The 25,211-nt window shown below is 69.4% G+C and carries 17 protein-coding genes, 1 tRNA gene and 1 pseudogene; 6 read left to right on the top strand and 13 right to left on the bottom strand.

Translation table 11 applies throughout. From position 1 onward, the window contains the following. Nucleotides 1-164 precede the first annotated feature (164 nt). On the top strand, nucleotides 165-1,403 hold the full coding sequence (locus AWC19_RS02700; RefSeq protein ID WP_085076559.1) for a GNAT family N-acetyltransferase: 1,239 nt from the start codon (nucleotides 165-167) through the stop codon (nucleotides 1,401-1,403). Nucleotides 1,404-1,566: 163 nt separating this feature from the next. Beyond that, nucleotides 1,567-1,642, top strand: a tRNA-Lys gene (locus tag AWC19_RS02695). Between the two features lie 57 nt (nucleotides 1,643-1,699). On the opposite strand, the gene AWC19_RS02690 is transcribed toward AWC19_RS02695, so the two are convergent. Further along, the gene (locus AWC19_RS02690) at nucleotides 1,700-1,927 is read right to left on the bottom strand and encodes a DUF3618 domain-containing protein (protein ID WP_085076558.1); all 228 of its coding nucleotides are present in this window, start codon (nucleotides 1,925-1,927) and stop codon (nucleotides 1,700-1,702) included. Between the two features lie 97 nt (nucleotides 1,928-2,024). On the opposite strand from AWC19_RS02690, the gene bcp reads away from it, so the two are divergent. Continuing rightward, nucleotides 2,025-2,498: a thioredoxin-dependent thiol peroxidase gene (bcp, locus tag AWC19_RS02685; RefSeq protein ID WP_085076557.1), complete on the top strand. Its 474-nt coding sequence runs from the start codon at nucleotides 2,025-2,027 to the stop codon at nucleotides 2,496-2,498. A 56-nt stretch (nucleotides 2,499-2,554) separates the two neighbouring features. Next, the gene (locus tag AWC19_RS02680) at nucleotides 2,555-3,097 is read left to right on the top strand and encodes a DUF3060 domain-containing protein (RefSeq protein WP_085076556.1); all 543 of its coding nucleotides are present in this window, start codon (nucleotides 2,555-2,557) and stop codon (nucleotides 3,095-3,097) included. Nucleotides 3,098-3,112: 15 nt separating this feature from the next. Here the strand turns inward: AWC19_RS02680 and AWC19_RS02675 are convergent. The 5 genes and pseudogenes from AWC19_RS02675 to AWC19_RS02655 form a co-directional block, all read right to left on the bottom strand. Continuing rightward, nucleotides 3,113-4,509, bottom strand: a pseudogene (locus AWC19_RS02675) (M20/M25/M40 family metallo-hydrolase). 30 nt (nucleotides 4,510-4,539) lie between these two features. Continuing rightward, a complete protein-coding gene (acpS, locus tag AWC19_RS02670) occupies nucleotides 4,540-4,932 on the bottom strand; it encodes a holo-ACP synthase AcpS (protein ID WP_085076554.1) in 393 nt (130 codons plus the stop codon). A 28-nt stretch (nucleotides 4,933-4,960) separates the two neighbouring features. Then, nucleotides 4,961-14,200, bottom strand: a complete 9,240-nt coding sequence (locus tag AWC19_RS02665) for a type I polyketide synthase (RefSeq protein ID WP_085076553.1) — start codon at nucleotides 14,198-14,200, stop codon at nucleotides 4,961-4,963. A gap of 512 nt (nucleotides 14,201-14,712) precedes the next feature. Further along, nucleotides 14,713-15,432, bottom strand: coding sequence for a DUF1906 domain-containing protein (locus AWC19_RS02660; RefSeq protein ID WP_085076552.1), 720 nt, complete (start codon nucleotides 15,430-15,432; stop codon nucleotides 14,713-14,715). Between the two features lie 60 nt (nucleotides 15,433-15,492). Further along, entirely contained in the window at nucleotides 15,493-16,365 is an 873-nt protein-coding gene (locus tag AWC19_RS02655; RefSeq protein WP_085076551.1) for a MerR family transcriptional regulator, read from the bottom strand. A 41-nt stretch (nucleotides 16,366-16,406) separates the two neighbouring features. On the opposite strand from AWC19_RS02655, the gene AWC19_RS02650 reads away from it, so the two are divergent. Continuing rightward, complete coding sequence (locus AWC19_RS02650) at nucleotides 16,407-17,582, top strand: aromatic ring-hydroxylating oxygenase subunit alpha (protein ID WP_085076550.1); 1,176 nt, start codon at nucleotides 16,407-16,409, stop codon at nucleotides 17,580-17,582. On the opposite strand, the gene AWC19_RS02645 is transcribed toward AWC19_RS02650, so the two are convergent. After that, the gene (locus AWC19_RS02645; RefSeq protein ID WP_085076549.1) at nucleotides 17,571-18,926 is read right to left on the bottom strand and encodes a secreted hydrolase; all 1,356 of its coding nucleotides are present in this window, start codon (nucleotides 18,924-18,926) and stop codon (nucleotides 17,571-17,573) included. The genes AWC19_RS02650 and AWC19_RS02645 overlap by 12 nt on opposite strands. A gap of 110 nt (nucleotides 18,927-19,036) precedes the next feature. Between AWC19_RS02645 and AWC19_RS02640 the strand changes: the two genes are divergently transcribed. After that, nucleotides 19,037-20,503, top strand: a complete 1,467-nt coding sequence (locus tag AWC19_RS02640; protein WP_085076548.1) for an aldehyde dehydrogenase — start codon at nucleotides 19,037-19,039, stop codon at nucleotides 20,501-20,503. 3 nt (nucleotides 20,504-20,506) lie between these two features. Here the strand turns inward: AWC19_RS02640 and AWC19_RS02635 are convergent, their stop codons facing one another. From AWC19_RS02635 to AWC19_RS02610, 6 genes are all read right to left on the bottom strand, one after another. Continuing rightward, nucleotides 20,507-21,028, bottom strand: coding sequence for a maleylpyruvate isomerase family mycothiol-dependent enzyme (locus AWC19_RS02635; RefSeq protein WP_085076547.1), 522 nt, complete (start codon nucleotides 21,026-21,028; stop codon nucleotides 20,507-20,509). Then, the gene (locus AWC19_RS02630) at nucleotides 21,028-21,465 is read right to left on the bottom strand and encodes a MaoC family dehydratase (protein ID WP_085076546.1); all 438 of its coding nucleotides are present in this window, start codon (nucleotides 21,463-21,465) and stop codon (nucleotides 21,028-21,030) included. Before AWC19_RS02630 ends, AWC19_RS02635 begins: the two co-directional genes overlap by 1 nt. Next, complete coding sequence (locus tag AWC19_RS02625; protein ID WP_142280928.1) at nucleotides 21,462-21,935, bottom strand: MaoC family dehydratase; 474 nt, start codon at nucleotides 21,933-21,935, stop codon at nucleotides 21,462-21,464. Before AWC19_RS02625 ends, AWC19_RS02630 begins: the two co-directional genes overlap by 4 nt. A 70-nt stretch (nucleotides 21,936-22,005) precedes the next feature. Next, nucleotides 22,006-22,431 carry a nuclear transport factor 2 family protein gene (locus tag AWC19_RS02620; RefSeq protein WP_085076544.1) on the bottom strand — a complete coding sequence of 142 codons (426 nt, stop codon included), beginning with the start codon at nucleotides 22,429-22,431 and terminating at the stop codon, nucleotides 22,006-22,008. A gap of 64 nt (nucleotides 22,432-22,495) precedes the next feature. After that, nucleotides 22,496-24,079: an AMP-binding protein gene (locus tag AWC19_RS02615; protein ID WP_085076543.1), complete on the bottom strand. Its 1,584-nt coding sequence runs from the start codon at nucleotides 24,077-24,079 to the stop codon at nucleotides 22,496-22,498. Beyond that, nucleotides 24,079-25,206, bottom strand: a complete 1,128-nt coding sequence (locus AWC19_RS02610; protein ID WP_211284826.1) for an aromatic ring-hydroxylating oxygenase subunit alpha — start codon at nucleotides 25,204-25,206, stop codon at nucleotides 24,079-24,081. The genes AWC19_RS02615 and AWC19_RS02610 overlap by 1 nt, the downstream gene beginning before the upstream one ends. Nucleotides 25,207-25,211: the final 5 nt, after the last annotated feature.

Here is a 25,211-nt window from a genome sequence, read left to right as displayed (position 1 = left end):
TGCCGCCCGGAGACTCCCGGTGTGGGCGGCGTCACCAAACAAACCCAAGGTTTGACGTCCCGGCGGTCGGGTATCGCCCCGAGCGACACCTCTCACCACCAAGCCTCGGTGGATCGGCTTGCCCAAACGCCGATTCGGCTGCGGCGGTAAAGAATTGAAGAGCGATGACGAACACGGACGACGCCATCCGGATCAAACATCCCACCGACGACGACTGGCAGGCCGTCTACGAAAACCAGGCCCGCGCCTACGGGATTTCGGTGGACCCGGGCGACGTCGAGGCGTGGACGCGTCGGGTCAACCTGCAAGACATCCTGGTGGCCGAGGATCTATCCGATCCGGAGCATCCGCTGATCGTCGGGACCTCGCTGTACTACCGGTTGCGGCTGACGGTGCCCGGCGGCGCCAACCTGGACGCCGCCTGGCTCTCCATGATCGCGGTCGCGGCGACGCACCAGGGGCAGGGGATCTGGCAACGGCTTAGCCTGCAGGGCTTCGGCATCCTGCAGGACCGCGGCTACCCGATCCTGTGTGGCGTTCCGACCCAGCCGGCGGTCTACGAGATCTTGGGCGCGGGCGTGGCCAGCTACGCGCGGACGTACGACATCGAGCCGCGTTTCACCGAGTTGCGGGCAAAACCCAGCCGGAATCGGGCCCGCGAAATCGACGCCGCCCGGGCGGCGCGCCTGTTGCCGCCGCTGTACGACCGGTGGTGCGCCATCACCCCGGGGGCGCTGAGCCGCGACGACGCATGGTGGGACGACATCCTCGAAGACCGGGTCACCCAGCGGGAAAACGGGTCGACGCTCAATTCCATCGCGCACCCCGATGGCTTTTTGACCTACCGGGTGGTCGGGGCGTCGCCACACGCGTTTCGGCGGCCTTTTGGCACCGTGATCGTGCAGGACTTCTGCCCCATCACCCCCGAGGCCCACACCGAGCTGCTCGCGGTCCTGGTGGGCTCGAAGACCTTCGACAACATCGTGATCGAGGTCCCGGTCGACGACCCGCTGGCGCTCAAGCTCAAGGACCAGCTGGCCGCGAAAACCACGGGCATGAGCGATTTTCTGTGGATGCGGATCATGGACGTGCCGGAAGTGCTCGGGGCGCGCGCCTACTCGGCCCGTGCCGACATCACGATCGAAGTGGCGGACCCGCTCAGCGTCGCGGGAGGGCGTTTCCTGCTCCACACGCGCGACGGTGCCGGCAAGTGCACGCCGCACGAGGGGCCCGCGGACGTCCAGATCGGTCTCGGTGACCTGGGGACGATCTACATGGGCGCGCACCGGCCGTCGGAACTGCACCGCGCGAGCCGGATCACCGAGCTGCGTCCGGGCGCGATACGTGACTTGGACGCCGCGTTCGCCGTCGAGCGGGCGCCCTATTGCGGCACGCTCTTCTGACGGCGAATTGGCCTGCAGCGCGCGGACTTCGGGTGTTTGGGGCCCGCGACGCCCCCGGGGGGCTGACGCCCGGCGGCTCCGGGCGGTTATCCTGGAGGACATCCGGGATTTCGCTCCGCGACGGGACGCCTGTTATTGTCGCCTACGCGGTCTCGGCCGCGACGCGCCGTTAGCTCAGTTGGTAGAGCAGCTGACTCTTAATCAGCGGGTCCGGGGTTCGAAACCCTGACGGCGCACCACAACGAGATGTCCGTGCCATGCACCGGCCCAACCCTTCGGCGGCGTCCGCGTCGCCGTCAGCGGCCCCTCATCCTGCGGATGACCACGATCACCACCACCGACGAGATTCCCGCCAGCGAGGCGATAACGACGGGCTTTTTGGCAAACTCGATCGCCCGGGCCTTGAGGTCGTCGGCCAGCCGGCGCGGATTGGCCCGCTCGGCAAGTGAGTCGACGGTTTCGGCCAGCTGGTCGCGGGCAACGTCGATGTCCCGCTTGATGGCCTCGGGGTCGCGGTCCGCCACGTGTCTGTCCTCCCGGTCCGGCTCGATGCAACTGAGGAACTACCCTAGATCAGCTGGCGAGAACCCCGACGCCGCGGTGAACAGAAAGGACCGACCGTTGACCGAGACCACGCGGCTCGCGCCCGGCGACAAGGCGCCGTCCTTCACCCTGCCCGACGCCGACGGCAACAAGGTGTCGCTGGCCGATTACCGGGGCCGCCGCGTCGTCGTGTACTTCTACCCCGCGGCCCTCACCCCCGGATGCACCAAGCAGGCGTGCGACTTTCGCGACAACCTGCACGAGCTCAACGACGCGGGCCTCGACGTCATCGGGATCTCCCCGGACAAGCCCGAGAAGCTGGCGAAGTTCCGCGACGCCGAGGGCCTGACGTTCCCGCTGCTGTCCGATCCCGACCGCAAGGTGCTCACCGCGTGGGGCGCCTACGGCGAAAAGCAGATGTACGGCAAGACCGTGCGGGGCGTGATCCGTTCCACCTTCGTGGTCGACGAAAAGGGCAAGATCGCCGTGGCCCAGTACAACGTCAAGGCCACCGGCCACGTCGCCAAACTGCGCCGCGACCTGTCGGTCTAAGCGCTGATCGGGCGGACACAAGAATCCCGCAAGCGATCTGCGGCAAACTAGCAGCCATGAACACCCCTCGCGGGGAAGCGGGTCATTCGACGGACCCGGACGATCCCGAGCAGTACATCCGCGACCTGGAGCGCGGAGTCAGCCAGACGCCGCCTGACCAGCCCGGTCGACCGTTCGGCGCGCTACCGGGGGCGACCTCGCAGCGGCTTGCAAGTCTCGCGCAGCTTGCGAAATCGACGCCCGGGCGGGTGCTCCTGGGGTCTGGGGTCGCGGCCGTGATCGCGATCGGGGTGATCATGGCGAATCACGCCAAGACCACCGTGCACGGAAACATGATCATGATCAACAGCGGCGCCAAAGACACGATCGACTGCAACAACGGAGATCTAAAGCTGGACGGGGACAGCAACACCTACACCGTCACCGGCCACTGCCGCAGGCTGGAAATCTCGGGCAGCGCAAACAAAGTCAGCATCGACAGCGCCGACACCATCGGCGTCATGGGCGACGACAACGTCGTCACCTACCGCTCCGGCGCGCCGCGGATCAACAAGACCGGCAACAACGACATCGTCACCCAGCGCCCGAACAACCGATGACACCGCGCCGCGCGTCTAGCCCAGGTTGGCCAGCAGCAGCGCCTCGGCGATCGCGGCGCGTTCCAGCACACCCAGGTGCAGGCTCTCGTTGACGCTGTGCGCCTGGGTGGCGGGGTCTTCGACGCCGGTGACCAGGATCTTGGCATCCGGGAAGGCGGCGGCGAACTCGGCGATGAACGGGATCGACCCGCCCATGCCCATGTCGATCGGCTCGACGCCCCACGCCTCGCGGAACGCCGCCCGCGCGGCGTCGTAGACGGGGCCGCTCGCCTCGATGGCATACGGCTGGCCCAGCTCGCCGGGCGTGACGGTGACCTGTGCGCCCCACGGGGCGTGCCGCCGCAGGTGCTCGGTCAGCGCGTCGAGGTGGGCCGCGGCGTCGCCGCCGGGCGCGACCCGCATGCTGATCTTGGCGCGGGCCCGCGGGATCAGCGTGTTCGACGAGGCGGCGATCGAGGTGGTGTCGATGCCGATCACGGTGATCGCGGGTTTGGCCCAAAGCCGCTGCGGCACCGAGCCCGAGCCGATCTGGGTGACCCCGTCTAAGAGGCCGGCGTCGGCGCGGACCCGCTCGGCCGGGAACTCCGGGTAATTCAAGGCGGCGACGTCGGTTTCGTGCAGGCCGGCCACCGCGACGTTGCCGTCGTCGTCGTGCAGGCTGGCCAGCAGCCGCACCAACACGCTCAGCGCGTCGGGAACCACGCCACCCCACAGGCCCGAGTGCAGGCCGTGATCGAGCGTGGCGACCTCGACGACGCAGTCGGCCAGGCCGCGCAGCGACACCGTGAGGGCCGGGGTATCGGTGCTCCAGTTGTCCGAGTCGGCGATGACGATCACGTCGGCGGCCAGGGCGTCGCGGTGTGCGGCGAGCAGCCGGCCCAGCGACGGCGAGCCGGACTCCTCCTCGCCCTCGACGAAGACCGTCACGCCCACCGGCGGCTGGCCGCCGTGGGCCCGGAACGCCGCCAAATGCGTTGCGATGCCAGCCTTGTCGTCGGCGCTGCCGCGACCGTAGAGGCGGCCGTCGCGTTCGGTGGGCTCGAACGGCGGCGACGCCCACTGGGCGCGGTCGCCCTCGGGCTGCACGTCGTGATGGGCATACAGCAGCACCGTGGGCGCTCCCGGGGGCGGCGGGTGGTGCGCGATGACCGCGGGCGCCCCGCCCTCGCTGACGATGCGCACGTCGCGAAAACCGGCGTGCGCCAACAGGTCCGCGACCTTCTGCGCGCTGCGCCGCACCCGGTCGCGCCGGGCGGGGTCGGCCCACACCGAGTCGATCCGCACCAGGTCCTCGAGGTCGCACCGCACCGACGGCAACACCTCGCGCACGCGCCCAACCAGCTCACTCATGTCTCCCCCTCATCGCGCGAGCGTGCGCAGAATGCCACTTGGGGCCGGCGTGTCGCGGACATACACGCACGCTCGCCAGGGGAGGCCCGCGCTCAAGGGGTCTCCAAGATGGCGACCGCGGCGGCGGTGTCGCCCTCGTGCGTCAGCGACACATGGATCGTCACGTCGGCCAGGTGCTTGGCGATGTCGCCGGTCAGCCGCACCCGCGGCCGACCCCACATGTCGGTGACCACCTCGATGTCGCGGTGGATGTCCTCACGCAGGATGGGCCGCTGGGCGAACCGCGATCCCGACCATGCCTTGATCACCGCCTCCTTGGCGGCCCAGCGGGCGGCCAGGTGACGCGCCGCCGACGAGCTCTTGTCGGACGCGTCGCGGCGCTCCCCCGGCGTGAACGTCTCGGAGAACACCGTTCCCGGCTGGTCGACCTGCTCGGCGAAATCGGGGATGGAGACAAGGTCGATCCCCACTCCGACGATGCCCATGGATCGCCAGGCTAACGGACGATCGGACTCATACGACAAATGCCTCGTCGTCACCCAGCCGGGCGGCGGGATTCAGCAGCATGGCCGCCTCCTGCCGCTTCTCCGGCGCGTGCTGGTCGAAGCGACGGTCCGGTGGCCGTTGATACATCGGCGGGCCGCCGGCGATCGCCGAGACCAGCCGCCGCTGCCCCGCCAGCAGCCGCGCCTCCGCGCGCCGCTGGTAGTCCTCGCGCTGCTCGGGGTCGAGCGCGGCGATGAACGCCTGCGGGTGCACCAGCGCGACCAGCCCCGACACGTGGCCGAACCCGAGGCTGGTCAGCAGCCCCGCCTTGAGCGGGAACTTGTCGCCGAGGCGCAGGGTCTCGCGCACCCACACGAAGTGCGCGGAGCCGGCCAGCTCGTCGTCGACGCAGTCCAGGCTGCGGTTGGGCGGAATGACCCCGTCGCGCAGTATCTGGCACAAACCCATCATCTGGAAGACCGCCGCGCCGCCCTTGGCGTGGCCGGTGAGGCTCTTCTGCGACACCACGAACAGCGGGGCCCCCGGCGAGCGGCCCAGCGAGTCGGCCAGCCGCTCGTGCAGCTCGGTCTCGTTGGGATCGTTGGCCAGCGTCGAGGTGTCGTGCTTGGAGATCACCGCGACGTCGTCGGCGGTCACGCCGAGCTTGGCCAGCGCGCGCGCCAGCGGCGAGTCCTTACCGCCGCGGCCGGCGCCCAGCGCGCCGAGCCCCGGCGCCGGGATCGAGGTGTGCACGCCGTCGCCGAACGACTGCGCGAAGGCGACCACCGCCAGCACCGGCAGGCCCATCTTGAGCGCCAGGTCGCCGCGGGCCAGCAGGATGGTGCCGCCGCCCTGCGCCTCGACGAAGCCCAGCCGGCGCCGGTCGTTGGGCCGGGAGAACTTCGAATCGTGAATCCCCTTGCCGCGCATCATCCCGGTGTCGGCCGTGGCGGCCATGTCACCGAACCCGATGATGCCTTCCAGCGTCAAATCGTCGATGCCACCGGCGACCACCATCTCGGCCTTGCCCAGCCGGATCTTGTCGACGCCCTCCTCCACCGAGACCGCGGCCGTCGCGCACGCGGCGACCGGGTGGATCATCGCGCCGTAGCTGCCGATGTAGGACTGAACCACGTGCGCCGCAACGATATTCGGCAGCACTTCCTGGAAGATGTCGTTGGGCTTGTTACGGCCCAACAGGTTCCCGTGATACATCGTCTGCATCGAGGTGCCGCCACCCATGCCGGTGCCCATCGTGTTGGCCACCATGCTGGGGTGCACGTAGCGCATCACCTCGGCCGGGCTGAACCCGGCGGACAGGAACGCGTCGACGGTAGCCACGATGTTCCAAACCGCCAGGCGGTCGATGGAACTGGCCATGTCGGGGCTGATGCCCCACACCGTCGGGTCGAACCCGGTCGGCACCTGGCCGCCCACCACGCGCGACAGCTTGTTCTTCCGCGGCACCCGGATCTCGGTGCCGGCCTTGCGGATAACCTGCCAGTCGCTCGAGTCGGGCATCGGCCGGATCACCGTGTGTTCGGGGTCGAACTCCACGAAGGCGCGGGCGTCGGCCTCCGAGGACACCACGAACGCGAAGTCCTTGTCCAAAAACACCGACACCAGAAGCGGTGACGCGTGGTCGGGATCGATCGAGCCGTCGTCGACGAACTCGCGGATGCCGCAGCGCTCCACCACGGTGTCGTGGTAGCGCTCGACGAGCTCGGACTCGTCGACCAGCTCGCCGGATTGCGTGTCGTACCAACCCGGTTGCGGGTCGTCCTCCCAGCGGATCAGCCCGGTGGTCCAGGCCAGCTCCAGGACGCCGGCCGCCGACAGCTCGCTCTCGACCTCCATCTCGAAGCGGGTCCGCGACGAGCCGTAGGGGCCGATCTCAGCGCCGCCGACGATCACCACCAGGTCGGCCGGGTCGACGTCGAGGTCGGCCCATTGCGGCGGCGGCGCGGGGTGATACCCGCGCGGCGGGGACGGCAGCGCGGCGATAGTGCCCTCGGCCGCGGCGGCTTCGTCGGCCGCCGCCTCCGACGACATCTTCTCGCGCGCCTTCGCGGCCAGTTCGGCCATGTCGAGGTTGGCATCGGCGAGCCCGCCGGTGAGGTCGGCCTTGATCGGCGCGCTGGCCGCGGCCACCTTGGACTCCACGTCGCACAGGCCCAGCAGCATCGCGGCCATCTCGTCGGTCGAGTAGGTCGTGACGCCGGCCTCCTCGACGGCGTCGACGATGGCGTCGTTGTGGCCCATCAGGCCGGTGCCCCGAGTCCACCCGATCAGCGCGTGGGCCAAAGAAACCCTTGCCGCCCAGGATGTTTCGGCGTGCCAGCGGCTCACCAGCGCGTCCAGCGCGGACTTGGCCTCGCCGTAGGCGCCGTCGCCGCCGAACATGCCGCGGTTGGGCGAGCCCGGCAGCACCACGTGCAGCCGCGACGCGATGTCGCGCTCGGCGCCGATCTTCGACAGGCCGCCGATCAGCCGCTGCACGGCCCACAGCAGGACCTTCATCTCCATCTCCGAGCGCGAACCGGCCTCGGAGAGGTCCCCGGCGACGCGCGGCGCCGCGAACGGGAACAGCAGCGTCGGGGTCTGCGCGTCCTTGATGTGAATCGACTGCGGCCCAAGGCTTTCCGTTTGCTCGGTGCCGACCCACTCGACCAGCGCGTCGATGTCGGAGTAGGAGGCCATGTTGGCCGCGACAACCCACAGCGCGGCGCCGTAGCGGGCATGGTCGCGGTACAGCCCGCGGTAGAACGCCAGCCGCTCGTCGTCGAGCTTGGACGTCGTCGCGATGACGGTGGCGCCGCCGTCGAGCAGCCGTGCGACCACCGACGCCGCGATCGACCCCTTGGAAGCGCCTGTCACCACGGCGACTTCGCTGCTGTAGGGGCCCGGGTCCGGGTTTTCGGCGCCCGCGGCGATGCGTCCGTACAGCGACGCATGGATCTGCCGGCCCGCAGCTAGCGCCTTGCCCTGCCACCAGGTGGCCTGGGTGGCGACGACATGGCCGGCGCCCTCGAACCTCTCGGACAACCGCAACCACTGGGCGTCGATGTCGCCCTCGTCGGCCAGCCACAGCTTGACCAAGTCCTCGCGGGCGCTGGCCCACCGGTCGTCGAACAGCACGGCCTTCTTGGCGTCGAACACCGGCGCCACCAAACGCGGCCAGTCCGCGCCCAATTCGGCGCTGACCAGGTCGATGAGCTCGGCGTCGGTCGCCGCCGGTGAAGCGCTCACCGGGTCGTCGAGGCCGAGCTGGTTGAGCACCAGGCGGGCCGCCGATGCCAGCACGCCGTCGCGGCCGGTGATCTGGTCGGTGAATTGGGAGAGCGCCGCGGCGTCGATGGTGGCGCCGCCGCCACCGCCCGCCGACGGGAGCGCCACGGCGATGCCGCGGCGTGCGGCGACCGAGGTGACCGCGGCGTCGATGAGCTTGTCGACGGCCGCGGCGTCGGCCAGCGCGCCCTCGTGCAGGTGCCCCAGCGGACCCCCGCGGACGCTGCTGCCCTCGCGGGTGCCCAGCGCGACCTCGACGGTGACGTGCTTGGCCCAGCCGTCGCCGAGCTCCCAGGTCTTGGTGACCCGTTCGGCGATGGCGCCGGGCCGCTTGCCCGAGGGCCCGAGGACCGTGCGCAGCTGGTCGTTGATGGCGTCGGAAAGCACTGGGCCATAAGGCTTGTAGGTGCGCGCCAGCTTGGTGACCTGGGACCGCAGCCCGGCAAGGTCGGCCTCGGCGGCGCCGTCGATGGCGCCCAGGTTCAATTCCGAACCGAGGTCCACCAGCAGCTGGTTGCGCCGCGACGACGCGCCGTCGGTGATCGACTCGATGGAGTCCAGCTCCTCGATCTGGTCGATGCGCATCTTGGCCGACAACGCGATCAGCGCCAGGGTGGCGTCGGCGGCGTCGAACGCGATGTCGTCGGGGCGAGCCGTGCCCGACGGAGCGGCCGGCGCCGGCGCGGGAGCGGGCGCCGCGGCGGCGGCCTCCGCCGAAACGGCTTCGGCGACGGGCTCGGCCGCCTCCTCCGGTTCCGGCTCGGGGTCGGTGTCGGTGGCGAACAGCACGGCGGCGTCGCGCTCGGCGTTGAGCACTTCCACTGTGCTGTGGGCATATTCGGGCAGCTTCAGGGTGTTGGCGGCCAGGCCGGCGACGGTCGGCGACGACTTCACCCCGATCTCGACGAACCGCTCCACACCCAGGCCGCCGGCGGCCTCTTCGGTGAACAGCAGGTCCTGGGTCTCGATCCAGCGCACCGGGCTGGCGAACTGCCAGGCCAGCAGTTCGATCAACACCTTGCGGGCCATCTCACCCGGCCGCTCCCGGCGCCAGGTGTCGTAGTCGGCGAGGATTTCGTCGAGCGGCTCGGCGGGCACCAGATCCCGGATCTCCTGGATGAAGTCGCGATCCAGCGTGAACGGGCGCGGCACCAGGTTGGGGATGTAGCGGCCGACGATGATGGCGGGGTCCTTCTCGCGCGGCATGACCCGCTCCAGCGCGCGGCGGAAATCGGCCACACCGACCCGCAGCACCCGCGAGTGGAACGGCACATCGATGCCGGGCACCAGGATGAACGAGCGTCGCCCACCGGTGATTTCGCGGCGACGTTCGACCTCGGCCTCCAGCGCATCCAGGCCGCGGACCGTGCCGGCGATCGCATACTGCGACCCCCGCAGGTTGAAGTTGACGATCTCGAGGAATTCGCCTGTGCGCTCGGCGATCTCGGCGACGAAGGCCGGCACCTCCTCGTCGGGCAGGTCGATCTGCGACGGGCGGATGGCCGCCAGCCGGTAGTTGGAACGCCCCAGCTCGTCGCGCGGCACGATGTCGTGCATCTTCGAGCCGCGGTGAAACACCATCTCCAGCAAGGCTTCCAGCTCGTAGATGCCGGTCACGCAGGCCAGGGCGGTGTACTCGCCGACGGAGTGGCCGCACGCGATGGCACCTTCGACAAAGGCGCCCTGCTCGCGCATCTCGGCAACCTGGGCCGCGGCCACGGTGGCCATCGCGACCTGGGTGAACTGGGTCAGGTAGAGCACGCCGTCCGGGTGGTGGTAGTGCACGCCGCTGGCGATGATGCTGGTCGGGTTGTCGCGCACCACGTGCAGGACCGAGAAGCCCAGGGTGTCGCGGGTGAACTGGTCGGCGCTGTCCCACACCTTGCGGGCCGCCTTGGACCGGGCGCGCACCTCCATGCCCATGCCCTTGTGCTGGATGCCCTGGCCGGGGAACGCGTAGACCGTCTTGGGGGACGCCAGCCGGGCGGTCGCCGACATCACCAGGTCCGAGCCTACGCGCGCGGCGACCTCCAAAACCTCTGCGCCCTGGTCGATTCCGACGCGGTCCACGCGGAAGTCGACCTCGTCGCCGGGCCGCACCATGCCCAGGAAGCGGGCCGTCCAGCCGACCAGCCGGGCCGGCGGACGGGCCTGACCGTCGGTGGCGGTCACCGCGTGCTGCGCGGCGGCCGACAGCCACATGCCGTGCACGATGGGGGATTCCAGGCCGGCCAGCAGCGCGGCCGCCCGGTCGGTGTGGATGGGGTTGTGGTCCCCGGACACCACCGCGAAGGGGCGCATGTCGACCGGTGCGCTGATCGTGACGTCGCGGCGGCGGCGCCGCGGCGTGTCGGTGGCATTCTCCGAGACCGCGCCCCCGGCGCGCACGGGGTCGGCGAGCTCGGCCGCACCGGTGCGGCCGAGGATCGCGAAACGCTCGTCGAGGGTCGCAACGACTCCGGCCGCGGAGTCCCCGGCCAGGCTGATGGTCACCGAGACCGGGACCACCCGGCCCATGTCGGTGTCGACCGCCCGCGAAGCCGTTGCGGCAATGGTCAATTGGGCCGGCTCGCTCGGCAGCTTGCCGACCACGTGGGCGGCGTGGTCGAGGTGCACCAGGCTCAGCAGGCCCTCGACCACGGGGACACCGGTGTCGGTGACGGCCGCACCGATCGCCGCGAACACGGCCGGCCAGCACGGGCCGACAAGCGCGTCGGGCACGGTGGTGAGGCTGGGCGCCAGCGGCTGGCCGAAGGTGGCCGTGACCCCGGTGTGGTCGGCGACCCGCTCGGGGTCCCAGTCCACCGTCACGGTCGCCGTCCCGTCGCTGACGGGGGGCAAGAACTCCGGGCCGTCGACCCCGGCGGCGATCGCCAGGACCGCGCGCATGGCGGTGGTGGCGTCTTCGGTCGAGAGGACGGGGATGCCGCCGTCCATGGTGTTGGGCGGCAGACCGAACGGGATGTCGACCCAGACGCCGGACACCGGCACGCGCAGCACGACCCGCTGGTCGGTCGGGTCGCCGCTGACCTCCAGCCGCGCACCGGTGGAAGAGTGTGTGGCGCGCAGGCTTTCGGGTCCGTCATGCACCAGCCAGTCGCTCGGGTCGGCGATGCGATGCACCGGGTTGGTGGTGGTGCGGCCGGCCCACTGCACGTCCGCGGCGTCGAGCACCACTGCCAGGGGCCCGGTCACGTCGGTGCGGCCGCGGCGGCGCGACGTCACGTCTCGGGGCTGCACGCCCGAGGCGAGGGCCTCGTCGATGGCGGCCTGCTCGAAGCGGTCCAGCAGCTCGCCGACGGGTTCGTCCATCCGGGTGATGCCGGCGACGGCCGTGATGCCCGGGATGATGCACACCTGGTCGGCGTCGTAGCGGGCGTCGTGGGCCTGCCACAGCGAGTCGCTGCGCCACCAGCGGCGCACGTCCTTGTCGAGGACCGGCACGAAGTTGACCGGCTTGCCCAGCGTCTTGCACAGCGTGACGAAGAACGGCACGTCGGCCGGGTGCAGCAGCACGGACTCGGCGTCAGGGTAGTGCGCGAGCAGGGTGGCGATGGCCTCGTCCGGCCTCTCCAACAGGTCCGCATCGTTGAACAGCGTCTCGATCGGGCCGAATTCCTTGGCGTGCAAACGGGCTTCGGCGCGCTGCAGCATCTGCTGGAACCGGTCGCGCCAGGTGTCGGCCAGCCACGGGCTGCCGGGTGAGGCGGTGTCGGCGGTCGAGTTGCCCTCGCCGATGGTCAGCTCGATGTAGCGCCGCAGCCACTGCAGGTAGGTCATCTCACCGACGTCGCCGAAGTACGGCTTGGCCGTCTTGGCCATCGCGGCGATGATCTCGTCGCGGCGTTCGGCGACCGCCTCGGCGTCGCCGGCGACCTCGTCGAGCAGCCGGCCGCACCGCGACGCGCTGTTGTCGATCTCGTGGATGTCGGCGCCGAGCTGGCTGCGGCTGGAAGCCATGCCGCCCTTGGCTTTTCCGGCGCTGATCCAGTCGTCGGTGCCGTTGGTCTCGACGAGCATCCGCTTGACCGACGGCGAGGTCGTGGACTCCAGCGTCGCCATCGCCGCGGTGCCGACGAGGATGCCGTCGACCGGCATCAGCGGGAATCCGTAGGCCTGCGCCCAGCGCCCGGACAGATATTCGGCCGCCCGCTCGGGGGTGCCGATGCCGCCACCGACGCAGACGGTGATGTTGGGTCGCGACCGCAGCTCGGAGTAGGTGGCCAGCAGCAAGTCGTCGAGGTCTTCCCAGGAGTGGTGGCCGCCGGCGCGCCCGCCCTCGATGTGGGCGATCACCGGCTTGGTGGGCACCTCGGTCGCGATGCGGATCACCGAGCGGATCTGCTCGACGGTGCCGGGCTTGAACACGACGTGGCGTATGCCGACGTCGTTGAGCTCGCCGATCAGCTCGACCGCTTCCTCCAGGTCCGGGATGCCGGCGCTGATCACCAGGCCATCGATCGCCGCGCCGGACTGACGCGCCTTCTGCACCAGTCGCTTGCCGCCAACCTGAAGCTTCCACAGGTACGGGTCGAGGAACAGCGAGTTGAACTGGTAGGTGCGGCCGGGCTCGAGCAGACCGGACAGCTCCTCGATGCGCCTGGCGAAAATTTCCTCGGTGACCTGCCCGCCGCCCGCGAGCTCGGCCCAGTGGCCGGCGTTGGCCGCGGCGGCCACGATCTTGGCGTCGACGGTCGTCGGGGTCATGCCCGCGAGCAGGATCGGCGAGCGCCCGGTCAGCCGCGTGAACTTGGTCGAAAGCTTGACCCTGCCGTCGGGCAGCCGGACCACGGTCGGGGCGTACGTCGACCAGGCGCGGGCCACCTCGGGGGTGGCGCCGACGGTGAAGAGGTTGCGCTGGCCGCCGCGGGTGGCCGCCGGCACGATGCCGACGCCCAGGCCGCGGATCACCGGCGCGGTCAGCCGCGTCAGGATGTCACCGGGGCCCAGGTCGAGGATCCAGCGGGCGCCGGCTTGGTGAACGCCCGTGATCTCCTCGACCCAGTCGACGCCGTTAACCAGGATGGCCTCGGTCAGTGCGCGGGCCAGCGCGACGTCCAGGCCGATCTTCTCGGCCCAGCCGCCGACGATGTCGATGCCGTCGGCCAACCGCGGCGTGTGGAAGCCAACCTCCACCTGCACCGGGTCGAAGACCGGGGCAAACACGTCGCCGCCGCGGATCTTGTTCTTACGCTCGGCTTCTTCCTTCTCCGAGATCTGCTGGCAATACAGCTCGAAGCGGGAAAGCTGCTCCGGGGTGCCGGTGATGACGACCGAGCGGCGGCCGTTGCGGATCGACAGCACCGGCGGAAGCACGGTACGGACGTCCTGCGCGAACTCCTCGAGGAGCCGGCGGATGCGCTCGGGGTCGGCGTTGGTGACCGACACCATCGGCGGGCGGTCGCCGAGCACCGAGATGCCCCGCCGGCGGGCCACCAGCGTGCCTGCCGCGCCGATCAGCTGGGCCAGCGCCAGCAGCTCCGCGTCGCGCGCGCCCCCGGCCTTGAACGCCTCGACGGCGAGCACGCCCTGCGAATGCCCGACCACGGCCACCGGCGGGGTCGCGGCCCAATCCATGCCCTGCCGGGAAAGGGCGCGCCCGGCCGCGATCTGGGTGAGCAACACGCCGGGTATCGACACCGCGGCCGACGTCAGGTGCTTGTCCGACGGGACCGGATCCTCGGCCGCGAGCGCACGCACCCAAGCCAGCGGCTCGAAACCGATCGGACGCACGACGACCAGCTCGTTTGCCACCGGCTCGAGCGCCAGCTCCACCTCTCCGACCAGGGTGGCCAGCTCGGATTCGATGCCGGCCGACGACACCAGCTCCTCGAGGGTCTCCAGCCAGGCGCTGCCCTGCCCTCCGAACGCGACGGCATACGGCTCGCCGGCCGTCAGACGGTCGACCAGAGCGTGGGCGTGGTGCGGGCCGGTCCCGTCGCGGTCAGCGGACACCCGGTCGTGCTCGTGGATCGTCACGTTCTGTATCTCCCTGTGCGTCTTTTTCGTCTCGGTTCGTTCGGCCGGTCCAGCGGTGGGCCTGCTCGTGCTACGTCGATTCAGCGTCGAATCGCAGCCTGGAAGCGGCTGACCGGTGTGCTGTCAACGGACCGCCCCCTAGGACCGACATGGACCGAGCGGCGCGGCGGACTGCATCGGCTGTACTAAGAGTGTCATAAGGATCGGTGCCCGTTTTGCGTGTTGATCGGTTACTGGTGAGTTCTACGCATGGGTAACCGTGTCCCGGGTAACACCGGCTTCAACCGGCCGAACGGGCGGCGCCGACAAACGGCCTGCATGCAGGTGGTTACGGTCGAGTAAGCATAACTGCCCTGATCAAAGCCCGATTGTTATGCAATCGTTATGTTAAAAAAATCGGGTCGCTTACGGCTCGCTGACGCCGCGTCAGTCGGGTCGGCCGCGTTCGCTGCGCCGGGCGGTGAGCGAACGAGTGTTTGCTGGGACCGCGGCCCTCGGGGCTCTGATTCGCTCTACACCCACTGCCCGAATTGGGGCTTGATGATCTCGTTGAGGTCTACGCCGACGCCGCCGACGCTGCGCTTGTCGATCTCGACCTGATGCAGGTGCGCGGCCGGATGGGTGAAGCCCTTGGGCGAACCCCAGTTGTGCTGCCAGAAGTACGACCCGAGGCCGTCGTGCACCGCCCAGTCGATCGTCTTGGAGTTGGCGTACACGCCGGTGCGCTCGTGACCGATCACCGATTCCCAGGACCGCAGATACGGCACGATCTGCTGTTTGTACTGCTCGTAGGACGGGTCGTCGTCGATCGAGGCGTAGATCGGGGCGCTGGCCGGACCGCCCGCGGCCGCGTGCAATTGCATTCCTCGCTGCGCGTGTTTGAGGCCCGCGGCGGCCCCGCCCAGCCAGTCGGCGGTATTGCCCTTGCCGTACTGGTAGCAGGAGACGATCTTGAGCCCATTGCTGCTCAGGTCCCGGGCCTCGGTGACCTGGATCGGCTTACCCAGCATCCAGTTGCCCCCCGGCCGGCGGTCGGACACGTAGCGGATGGCTCCCACCGCGCCGGCAGCCCTGATCTGGCTGGCCGGGATCACCCCGGCGGCGTAGTCGAGCAGGGTGCCGAGCGATCCCGAGGCCGGCGCGGCGCGCAGCGACGCCGCCGCGACGCCCAGCCCTAGCAGCGCGGGGGTCGCGGCGGCGAGTTTGAGGACGTCGCGGCGCCTGACCGACACACGCCACAGGGTACGACAAAAACATCATCAGACACGTCAACCACATTTGTCACATGTCGATCACGGCGCGGCCACCCCCGGCAGCACGATGACGCTCACGGCCTCCAGCCCGCGACGCGCGGTCTGTCGCGCGATCTCGTCGATGAAGTGCGCGGCAGCCGGGTTGATCGATCCCGCCCACGCCCGGAAGCCCTGCACGATCACCGGGTCGCGCTCCAGCAGCGGTCGCACCCCGCGCAGCACGCTCACCACGTCGTCGGGCAGCGGGTTCACCAGCTGGCGGTCGATCCAATCGCGCGCGAGATGCGTTGCGGCCTCGTCGTTTTCGCCGAGGGCGACCACGTCGCCGGCCAGGCCGCGCAATCGGTCGAAGAGCTCGCGACGCCCGGGCGTCTCGGCGAGCTGCGCCAGCAGCGTGCTGGCCGCCGGGGGCAGGACCATCTGGCCGAACAACGGCGGCACCGGAAGCTGCCACTCGTCGAACAGGTCGGCGTACATGACGGCGACGGGCGCCGGCAGCGGGGCGCTGAGCCGCCCGATCACTCCGATGCTGTCGCGGTGGGTCGTCGCCAGCCTGCGCAGGATCTCTTCGTTGAGGCCCGCCCCGCGGGACTCGGTGGCCGAATCGATCGCTGCGATAAGTTCATTCAGCCGGTCGCGCTGGCGCACCAGCAACGCGCGGTGCTCGTCGAGCAGATCGGCGAGCGTGGTCTGCCCGCCCTCGAGTAGCCGCTGAATGTCGCCGATGCCGACCCCGAGGCTTCTCATCAGGTCGATGCGCAACAGGTCGAGAACCTGCTCGACGCCGAAAACCCGGTAGCCGTTGGACAAATGCTCCGCGCGCACCAGCCCGATCTTTTCGTAGTGGCGGATGCGGCCCGAGGCGATCCCGGTCAAGGCCGCGACGTCGCCGATCAGCAACTGCTCAGCCACGCGCTTGACCTTACAACCGTCGCAAGGTCTGTACTGGGCACATGGACCGAGACCAGCTGATCGACCTGACCCGACGGGCTTTGAAGTTGGCCCGCGACAAGACGACCGACCTGGCCCCCGCCCCGCACCGGGTCGACGCCCGGGACTACACCTCGGTCGAGCGGCACGACAGGGACAGGGCGCTGCTGATGGCCAGCCCCCAGCTGGTCGGCTACGCCTCGGAGCTTTCCGGGCCCGGCGCGTACTGCACCAAGACGGTGATGGGGCGATCGATCCTGCTGACCAGGACGTCCGACGGCTCGGTGCGCGCGTTCGACAACGTCTGCCTGCACCGCCAGTCGCCGGTCGTGACCGGATGCGGCCGCGCCACGCGGTTCACCTGCCCGTACCACGCGTGGACGTACGACAACACCGGACGGTTGGTCGGCCTGCCCGGTCGCGAGGGCTTCCCCGGCATCGCGGGTCGCCGCCAGGGGGGCACCGCCCTCAACGCCGACGGCCTGACGGAACTTCCGGCCGCCGAGTTCGCCGGATTCCTTTGGGTGGCACTCGATCCGGGTGCGACGCTCGACGTCGCGGCACACCTGGGCCCGCTCGCCGACGAGCTCGACTCGTGGGGCATCGGCCGTTGGTCGCCGCTGGGCGAAAAGGTGCTCGACTGCCCGATCAACTGGAAGCTGGCCGTCGACACCTTCTCGGAGAACTACCATTTCGCCACCGTGCACCGGCAGACCTTCGCCACCATCGCCCGCAGCAATTGCACGGTGTTCGACGCGTACGGGCCCCATCACCGATTGATCTTCCCGCTCAACACGATCCTGGAACTCGACAACGTTCCCGAAGCGCAGTGGGACCCGTTCCACAACATAGTCGTGATCTACGCGCTGTTTCCCAACATCGTGCTGTCGGTGACCATTGCCAACGGCGAGCTGTTCCGGATCTACCCTGGAGACCGGCCGGGCAGGTCGATCACCGTGCACCAGAACTCCACTCCTTTGGACGTATCCGAGGAATCGGTGGCCGCCGGCGCCCAGGCGGTCTTCGAATACGCCCACGCCACGGTGCGCGACGAGGACTACCGGCTGGTCGAGGGACTGCAGGCCAACCTCGAATCGGGTGCGCGCGACCACCTGATATTCGGGCGCAACGAGCCGGGCCTGCAGCATCGCCACATCGAATGGGCCCGGGCGCTGGCGCAGGCACCGTCAGCCGTCTGAGCCCGGCCCCGACAGCACCGCGGTCAGGTCCGCGACAATCGTTGCCAGCGAGGCGTTTTCGAGGGGTGGCAGCCCTCTCAACAGCTCAACGGCCTCCCCGCGGCGGCCCGCTTCGATCAATGGGTTCAGCCGTTCGGTGGCCGCGCGCAGTTCCGGTGCGACGCCCTCGGCGTTGGCGACGGTGGTGGCCAGCACCTCGACCAGCTCCCAATCCCGGTGCAGCGCCAGCGAGCGCTCGTTGAACGCGAACCCGGTCACGGGCTGGCCCCACAGCGTTCCCCGGTAGCGGTACGGCCCCTCCATGTATTCGATGGGCAGGCCGTGCGCCGGCGCCGGCACCAGCGGCTCCCCGCTGATGTCGAGTTGGAGTGTGGCGCAGGTGATCCGGTGCCGGTCGGGCAGGTATCTCGCGGAGGCGACCGGCGGCACCAGCGGTCGCACGGTCTCGGGCCAGCGGACGTAGCTGCTGACGGTGACCTCGACGTCCTCGGCGCACTGCGGCGGCACCGCCGGGTCGGGATGGCTGGTCGTCACACCGGTGAACGGTTGCAGCGCATTGCCTTTGGTGCGGTCGAACTGCCGCCAGATGCTCAAATCCACGCCGTTGTCGAAGTTGATCGTGCGCCATTCGTGCGAGCGGGCCCGCGGGTCCCCGCCGGCTCCGCCGCCTCCGGCGTATCTGGGAAACCACTGCCGGTCGACGTGACCGCCGTTACCGCAAACCTGCTCGACCACGTCGCCCCAGCGCAGCGTTCCGGTCATCGCCATCCCGGTCTGGAAATACGAATAGGTGTCGCTCTGGCCGAAGCAGACGATCTTCCCGTTGTAGCTGGACGCCCCCACCGGTGTCGGCGCGCGCGTGGGTGTCACGGCCAGGTCGAGCCGCATCGGCCGCCCGGAGCGGTCCTCACCCACCAGGCTGACGCGGTAGGTATACGGCAGCAATTTTCCGTCACCGTCCCGACAGGTGGTCCACGAGGCGGTGCCGGCGCCGCTGTGATAGGCGAGGTCGAGATACCCCAGGGCCATGTCCAGCTTGCGCTGGGCGCCGGGTTTCAAATTGGCCGGCGGCATGTCGTAATCCGTGTAGGTGCCGTAGTCGCCGGTGTCGAGATCGAACAGCGCCATGGTGTAGAAGTCGGCCACCACCGTGCCGCCCGGCCGGTTCTTGTTGAAGATGGTCAAGAACGCAAACGAGCGGTCCGTCGCGGTGGCGTCGAGCCGGCTCGCGACGAACCAGGTGTCCGATTCCTGGTCGGGGTGCTCGCCCTCGGCGGCCGGGAAATCGAGCTGGGGATCGCCGGGCACCAAGCGGAAGGGGTACCTGCGCCAGTCGCTACTCATGTCGCGCTTCGTCTCCTCGGCTGACGGCGCAAACTGCTTTCTTCGCTATGTTAGCGTCGATAGCGAAGTTACCGTCAGCGTTCCGCCCTGACCCCCGAGGAAGTGTCCCGATGACACAGAATTCCGACCATCGTTGCTACGCCGAACTGTTCATCGGGGGGCAGTGGCGCAAGCCCGCCAACCCCCAGCGGCTCACGGTGATCTCCCCGCACTCCGAGGAACCGGTCGGCCAGGCCCCGGCGGCCGGTCCCGAGGACGTCGACGCGGCCGTCGCCGCGGCGCGGCAGGCCTTCGACCGCGGTCCCTGGCCACGGATGACTCCCGCGGAGCGGATGGCCAAAGTCGAGCAGCTGGCCGGGATCTACGCCGGGCACCTCGACGAGATGGCCAAGCTGATCACCGACGAGATGGGGTCGCCGCGCAGTTTCAGCCGGCTGGGCCAGGCGCCGGCCGCGGCATCGCTGATCCACCTGTCGCTGGCGGCCGCCCGCGACTTTCCCTGGGCCGAACGGCGCCAGGGTGTGCTCGGCGAAGTGCACCTGCGCCGGGCGCCCGTCGGCGTGGTCGGCGCGATCGTGCCGTGGAACGTGCCGCAGTTCTTGATCATGCCGAAGCTGATCCCGGCCCTGATCGCGGGCTGCACGGTGATCGTCAAGCCGGCACCCGAAACCCCTTTGGACGCTTTGTGGTTGGCCGAAATGATCGAACAGATCGGGCTGCCCGAGGGGGTGGTGTCGGTGCTGCCCGGCGGGCCCGACGTCGGCGAGGCGCTGGTGCGCCACCCCGGTGTGGACAAGATCGCGTTCACCGGTTCCAGCGCCGTCGGGCGACGCATCGCCGCCCTGTGCGGCGAGCAGCTGAAGCGAGTGAGCCTGGAGCTGGGCGGCAAGTCGGCGGCGATCATCCTCGACGACGCCGACATCGACAAGACCGTGGCCGGCCTGAAGACCGCCGGGCTGATGAACAACGGCCAGGCGTGTGTCGCCCAGACCCGCATCCTGGTCAGCGAGCGGCGCCACGACGAGGTGGTCGACGCGCTGGCCGGCATGATGTCGGGCCTCAACGTCGGGGACCCGGCCGACGAGGCGACCGACGTCGGACCCCTTGTCGCCCAACGGCAACAGCGCCGGGTCCAGGACTACATCCGGTCCGGACAGCAGGAGGGAGCCCGCATCGTCCTCGGCGGCGAGGACAGCCCGGCCGAGCGCGGCTGGTACGTGCGGCCGACGCTGTTCACCGAAGCCACCAACGGCATGCGCATCGCACGGGAAGAGATATTCGGCCCGGTGTTGACCGTGCTGCGCTACCGCGACGAGGACGACGCGATCCGGATCGCCAACGAGAGCGACTACGGCCTGGCCGGTTCGGTGTGGACCTCGGACGTCGCCCACGGTCTGGAAATCGCCGCCGGGGTTCGCACGGGCACCTACGGCATCAACATGTACACCCTCGACATCGGCGCCCCGTTCGGGGGCTTCAAGCAGTCGGGCATCGGGCGCGAGTTCGGCCCCGAGGGACTCCACGAGTACGTCGAGCTGCAGACGGTGATCAGCAAGGGCAAATTGCCCCCGCTGTGAATGTCACGGCCGCCAGGCCGGATCCCGGCCGAGCCGCGCGAGAAGCCTTGCCTGCGGCTCGCTTTCGTCGCCCACCGGCAACGGGGCGCTGAACATTCCCGACTGCGCCAAGGCCCGCGGGTCGGCGGGCAGCCCGGCGTAGCACAGTTCGCACCAAGCCGGGTCCAGCCGGTCGTCGGCCCCCACGGCGCGGGCGAGGTCCCAGGTGTGTACCAGGACGTCGCGGGTCAGGTTGGGCATCAGGACGCGCGCCTTTAGGCGTGCCACCGCGCCCGATTCGAGGGCATCAACCAGCGCGGCGTAGGTCAATTGCCAACGCGCCCGCGGATCTTCGCGCGGCCGGTCGGGCTTCAGCCCCGCCGGGCGCAACCAAAGCACGTCATGAAAACCGATGACGTGCTCGAGCACCCCGCGGGCGTCCCACGCGTCGCACGGGGAGCGACGGTCCCAGTTGCCGTGCGCCGCCCCGACGGCCTCGCCGAACCGCCGGCACACCGCCAGGTGCAGCTGGGCTGCGTCATCCATCACCGGAACTGCAGCGTGATCTCGACCGGGCAGCACAGCGCGCCGTGCTGGTTGGTCACCTCGATCTGGACGTCGACCAGGCGGCGGGGCGGGTCGACCGAGGTATCCCGGCGTTTGGCCACCGCGCGCCCGCGGCCGACCATGGTGTCGCCGGCATACACCGGGCCCGCCAACCGCATCGAGCGGCGCACCACGCGGCTGCTCGGGCCCGCCCAATCGGTCGCGACGCGGTCGGCGAACCCGGCGAGGTGCATGGTGTTGACGTAAATCGTTGGGTTGCCCTGGCTTTGGGCGTAGGCCGGGTCGAAGTGGCCCGGGAAATAGTCCCACGTCGCCCCGGCGTTTTCCACCACGCGCTGATAGCTGATGTGGTCGACGACCTCGGGCAGGTCGACGGGAACGTCGATCTGGTTCCAGTCGAGGTCCTCCGCGCTCACGTCGCGCCGTCAGGTGTGAAGCGGAACAAGGTGTTTCGGCATCTCGCCACGACGGTGCCGTCTTGGCGGCGATAGGTTTCCAGGGTTTCGACGAAATGACCGACCCCGAGCCGGGTCCGCTTTTCCGGCGACACCGACACCAACTCCTCGACGACGGTGAGCACGTCGCCCTCGACGATGGGCTCCGGGAACTCGACGTCGTTGGCCGCGTTGATGAACGTGGTGCCCGGCAACGGGACCCGCAGCACCAGCGAGGCCGCCGGCGGCCTACCGTCCGGCTGCCACGGCGGCGGTATCAGCCACCCCATCAAAAGGCCCGGCGGGGCGAGCAGACCGCCCCATTTCGCGCGGGCGAATTCGGCATCCCAATAGGAGCGATTGGCGTCGTGGACCATCGCGGCGAACAATTGGATGCGCGCGCCGCTGACCGGTGTCGCCGCGGTCCGCGGCTCACCGGTCGCGCCGACCATTCGCAGCGCGTCTTCGTAGGTGCCGAAGGTCAGCTGATAGCTGAGGTCGCGAGCCACGTACCGGCGCGGCTCACATCACGAGGGGATGCCGGCTGGGCACCGAATCCCACTTGAGCACACGGGAAGTGAAGTACCAGCCGCCGCGCTCATAGATCAGCGTGTCCCGGTACGTGCCGGTCGCCCGCAGGGCGGTCTCGCCGAACATGGCCGCGAAAAGCACGGCGACACAACGCTGGGTGGCGTTTATCCCGTCGATGCTGATTTCGTGATCGAGCGTGACCAAGCGCTGCCCGTCCCCGCCGTCGAAGGCCGCGCGCAGATCGGTGAACACTTCGCCGTCGCGGCTGTAACTGGCGCCGGAATGGCGGAAGGTGGCGATCCAGCGGTCGCGGTCACCCTCGGAATAGGCCCGGTTGTGCCGGGCATCGAGGTCGAGGATCGCCCCCCGGCCAACCGCGGCTTGGAGGAATTGCTCTTCCTGGTAGGTCAGGCTCATCGTGGCACGCCGGCCTTTCTTTCGAAAATGGCTGGAACAATGGCTCATGCAACACTAACGTAACTTAGCGGTTAACGACATAACCGTATTGTTCGCGATCCCAAGTGTCGTCATTTAAGCCCTGAGCGCGCAGCAAATCTTTACGTATTCGCCCGATGCCGTTCTTCGGGAGTTCATCGACCGTCCGGACGAATCTCGGTACGCAGAAATAGGGCATTCGGGCCGCGCAGAAGTCGAGCAGCTCGGCGCAATCCAAAGCGGCCCCGGGGCGCAACGTGACGACCACCAGGATGTCGTCCTCGCCCACGTCGCTTGGCACCCCGACCGCCGCGGCCTCGGCAACCGCGGGATGGCGCATTACGACGGTCTCCACTTCGACCGACGAGACGTTTTCGCCCCGCCTGCGCAACGCGTCCTTGATTCGGTCCACATATGTCAGGTTTTGACCCCCGTTTTCGTCCGGATCGAGCCGCCCCAGGTCGCCGGTGCGGAACCACTCCGGGTGCGGCTGCACGCGCGACCCCGCACCGACGTAGCCCTCGCTCATCACGTGCGGGTGCCTGGCGCGGCAAGCGATCTCCCCGACGACGCCGGCCGGCAATGCACCCCCATGCTCGTCGACGATGCGCACGTCGAAGTTGGGGTTCGGCCGGCCCGACGCCCCCGGAACACCCGCGTCGGCCACGCCCTTGACGGCGATCGGAAACGCCTCGGTCATCCCGTACATGGTGACAACCGTGCAGCCGTAACGCTTTTCGATCGCGTGGTAGGCGTCGGCGGCGATGGGGGCCGCGGAAATGAACCGCAGCGGCAGCTGCGCGTCCCGCGGATCCGGCGGCAGGTTCTGCAGCATCGAGACCATGGCGCCGGCGCCGGCGAAGCCGATGGCGCCGTGGGCGCGGATGTCGTCCCACACCTCGGTGGGATGAAACGCCTCGGCCAGCACCGTGGTTCCCCCGACGAGCATGGGCGCCAGCACGCTGGGGGCCGCGCTCAGGTGAAACAGCGGCATCGCCGTCCACAACACCTCCCCCGCCCGAAACTCCCAGGCCGAGGCCACGGTCGCGGCCACCGAGAACAGGTAATGCCACGTCGTGGCGACCGCTTTGGACGGGCCCGTGGTGCCCGACGTGTAGAACAGGCAGCCCACCTCGAACGCCCCGGCCGGGCCGCCCGCCGCGGGCCGGTCGGCGCCGCGGTCCAAGGCGGCCCGAAGCGAATCATCTTGGACGACAATGTCGCTCAGCGTCTCCAGCCCGCCGGCCACCTCGTCGACGCGGGGCCGTCGTTCGGCGTCGGTGAAGATGATTTTGGCCCGCGACAACCGAAGCGTGTGCAGCAGGAAGTCGCCCTTGTTCGCGGCGTTGACCGCCGCGCTCACCGCGCCGATGCGTGCCGCGCCCAGCCAGAGATAGACCCATTGCGGGGACGTCGCCGTGAACAGCGCCACCGAGTCGCCGCGGCGGACGCCCAGATCGGACAGCAGGTTCGCCGCCGCGCAGGAGCGCCGGCGCATCTGCTCGAACGTCACGTCGACGCCGGCGATCGACATCATGACCCGGTCGGGGTACTGCTCGGCCCGGCGATCCAGCACGGCCGGCACGGTGAACTCGTCGACCCCGAAGTCGTTGGGGCCCAAGGGGTACATCAGGCTTGGGAGGCCGCCGGGTCGGGCTCACCGTCGGCGGTGTAGCCGAAGTCGGCGGGTGAGGGCTGCGGGCCCGGGTAGAAGCGGTGCGCCCAGCGACGAAGGGCGGCGTAGTCGCGCGCCTCTTCGGGTGCCAGGTTGGGCTTCTCGAGGTATTTCATGTTCTCCCACGTGAAGAAGTCCTGCTTGATGACCTCTCGCTGCAGCGCCAGGAACCGCGCGGCGCGCCCGGTCGGCACGTCGCCGGTGTCGCCGGGCTCGCGGACGGACGCCTGGGTGTAGAAGTAGTCGGTGTAGTCCTCGTCCACCGGCGTCTGGCCGGTGACCTGCAGGGTGGCCACCAGTTCGCTGGGGAAGCGGACCAGCCCCAGGCCCAACGAGTAGTTGTCGTAGATGATCTTGGCGTCGACGGGCCCGTTCGGGGTCAGCCAGGTCGACGCGCGGCCGCCACCGAAATGCGCGTTGACGGTGGCGTGCAGGTGGTAGCCGGACACCTCGAACGACGCGGTGGTGGCGGGGTTCGCCGCCTTGTGCACGTACTGCACGTGGTAGGGATCCGCGGCGTTCTCGATGATCATCTGCGGGTGCACCTTGACCCGGTTGAGCATCTGGGTGTGCGGGTGCAGCGGGTAGTACTCGCCGGTTTCCAGCTCGGGCAGCACCGGCGGCTGCCAGTACGGGGCGCGGCCGTGGCGTTCGTGCCAGGCCAGGACGAAGCCGTACCACTCCATGCTCGGGTAGGTGCGGATGCGGACGTTGTTCTTGCAGCCGATCTTGCTGTACGGAATCAGGGCGTTGCTGCCGTCGCCGCGCCAGCGCCAGCCGTGCCACGGGCAGACGATGTTCTCGCCTTCCACGGTGCCGCCGACGCCCAGGTTGGCGCCCAGGTGCTGGCAGTAGGCGTCCATCACGTGCACCTGGCCGGACTCGGTGCGGAAGATGACGAGTTCTTCGCCGAAGTAGTGGGCCCGCTTCACCTGGCCGGCGGCCAGGTCGGAGCCGAAGGCGACGATGAACCAGCCCGTCGGGTACCGGTAGGTGGACAGCGCGATGCCGGACTGTCCGAATTCGCGTTCCGACGGGTCGCCGGCCGCGTCCGACGCCGGGTCCGAAACTGTTTGAGTCACGAGCA

This window comes from Mycobacterium palustre (assembly GCF_002101785.1).
Lineage (GTDB): Bacteria > Actinomycetota > Actinomycetes > Mycobacteriales > Mycobacteriaceae > Mycobacterium > Mycobacterium palustre.
The sequence above is the reverse complement of the archived record's forward strand: the minus strand, read 5'-3'. Positions and strand labels throughout refer to the sequence as shown.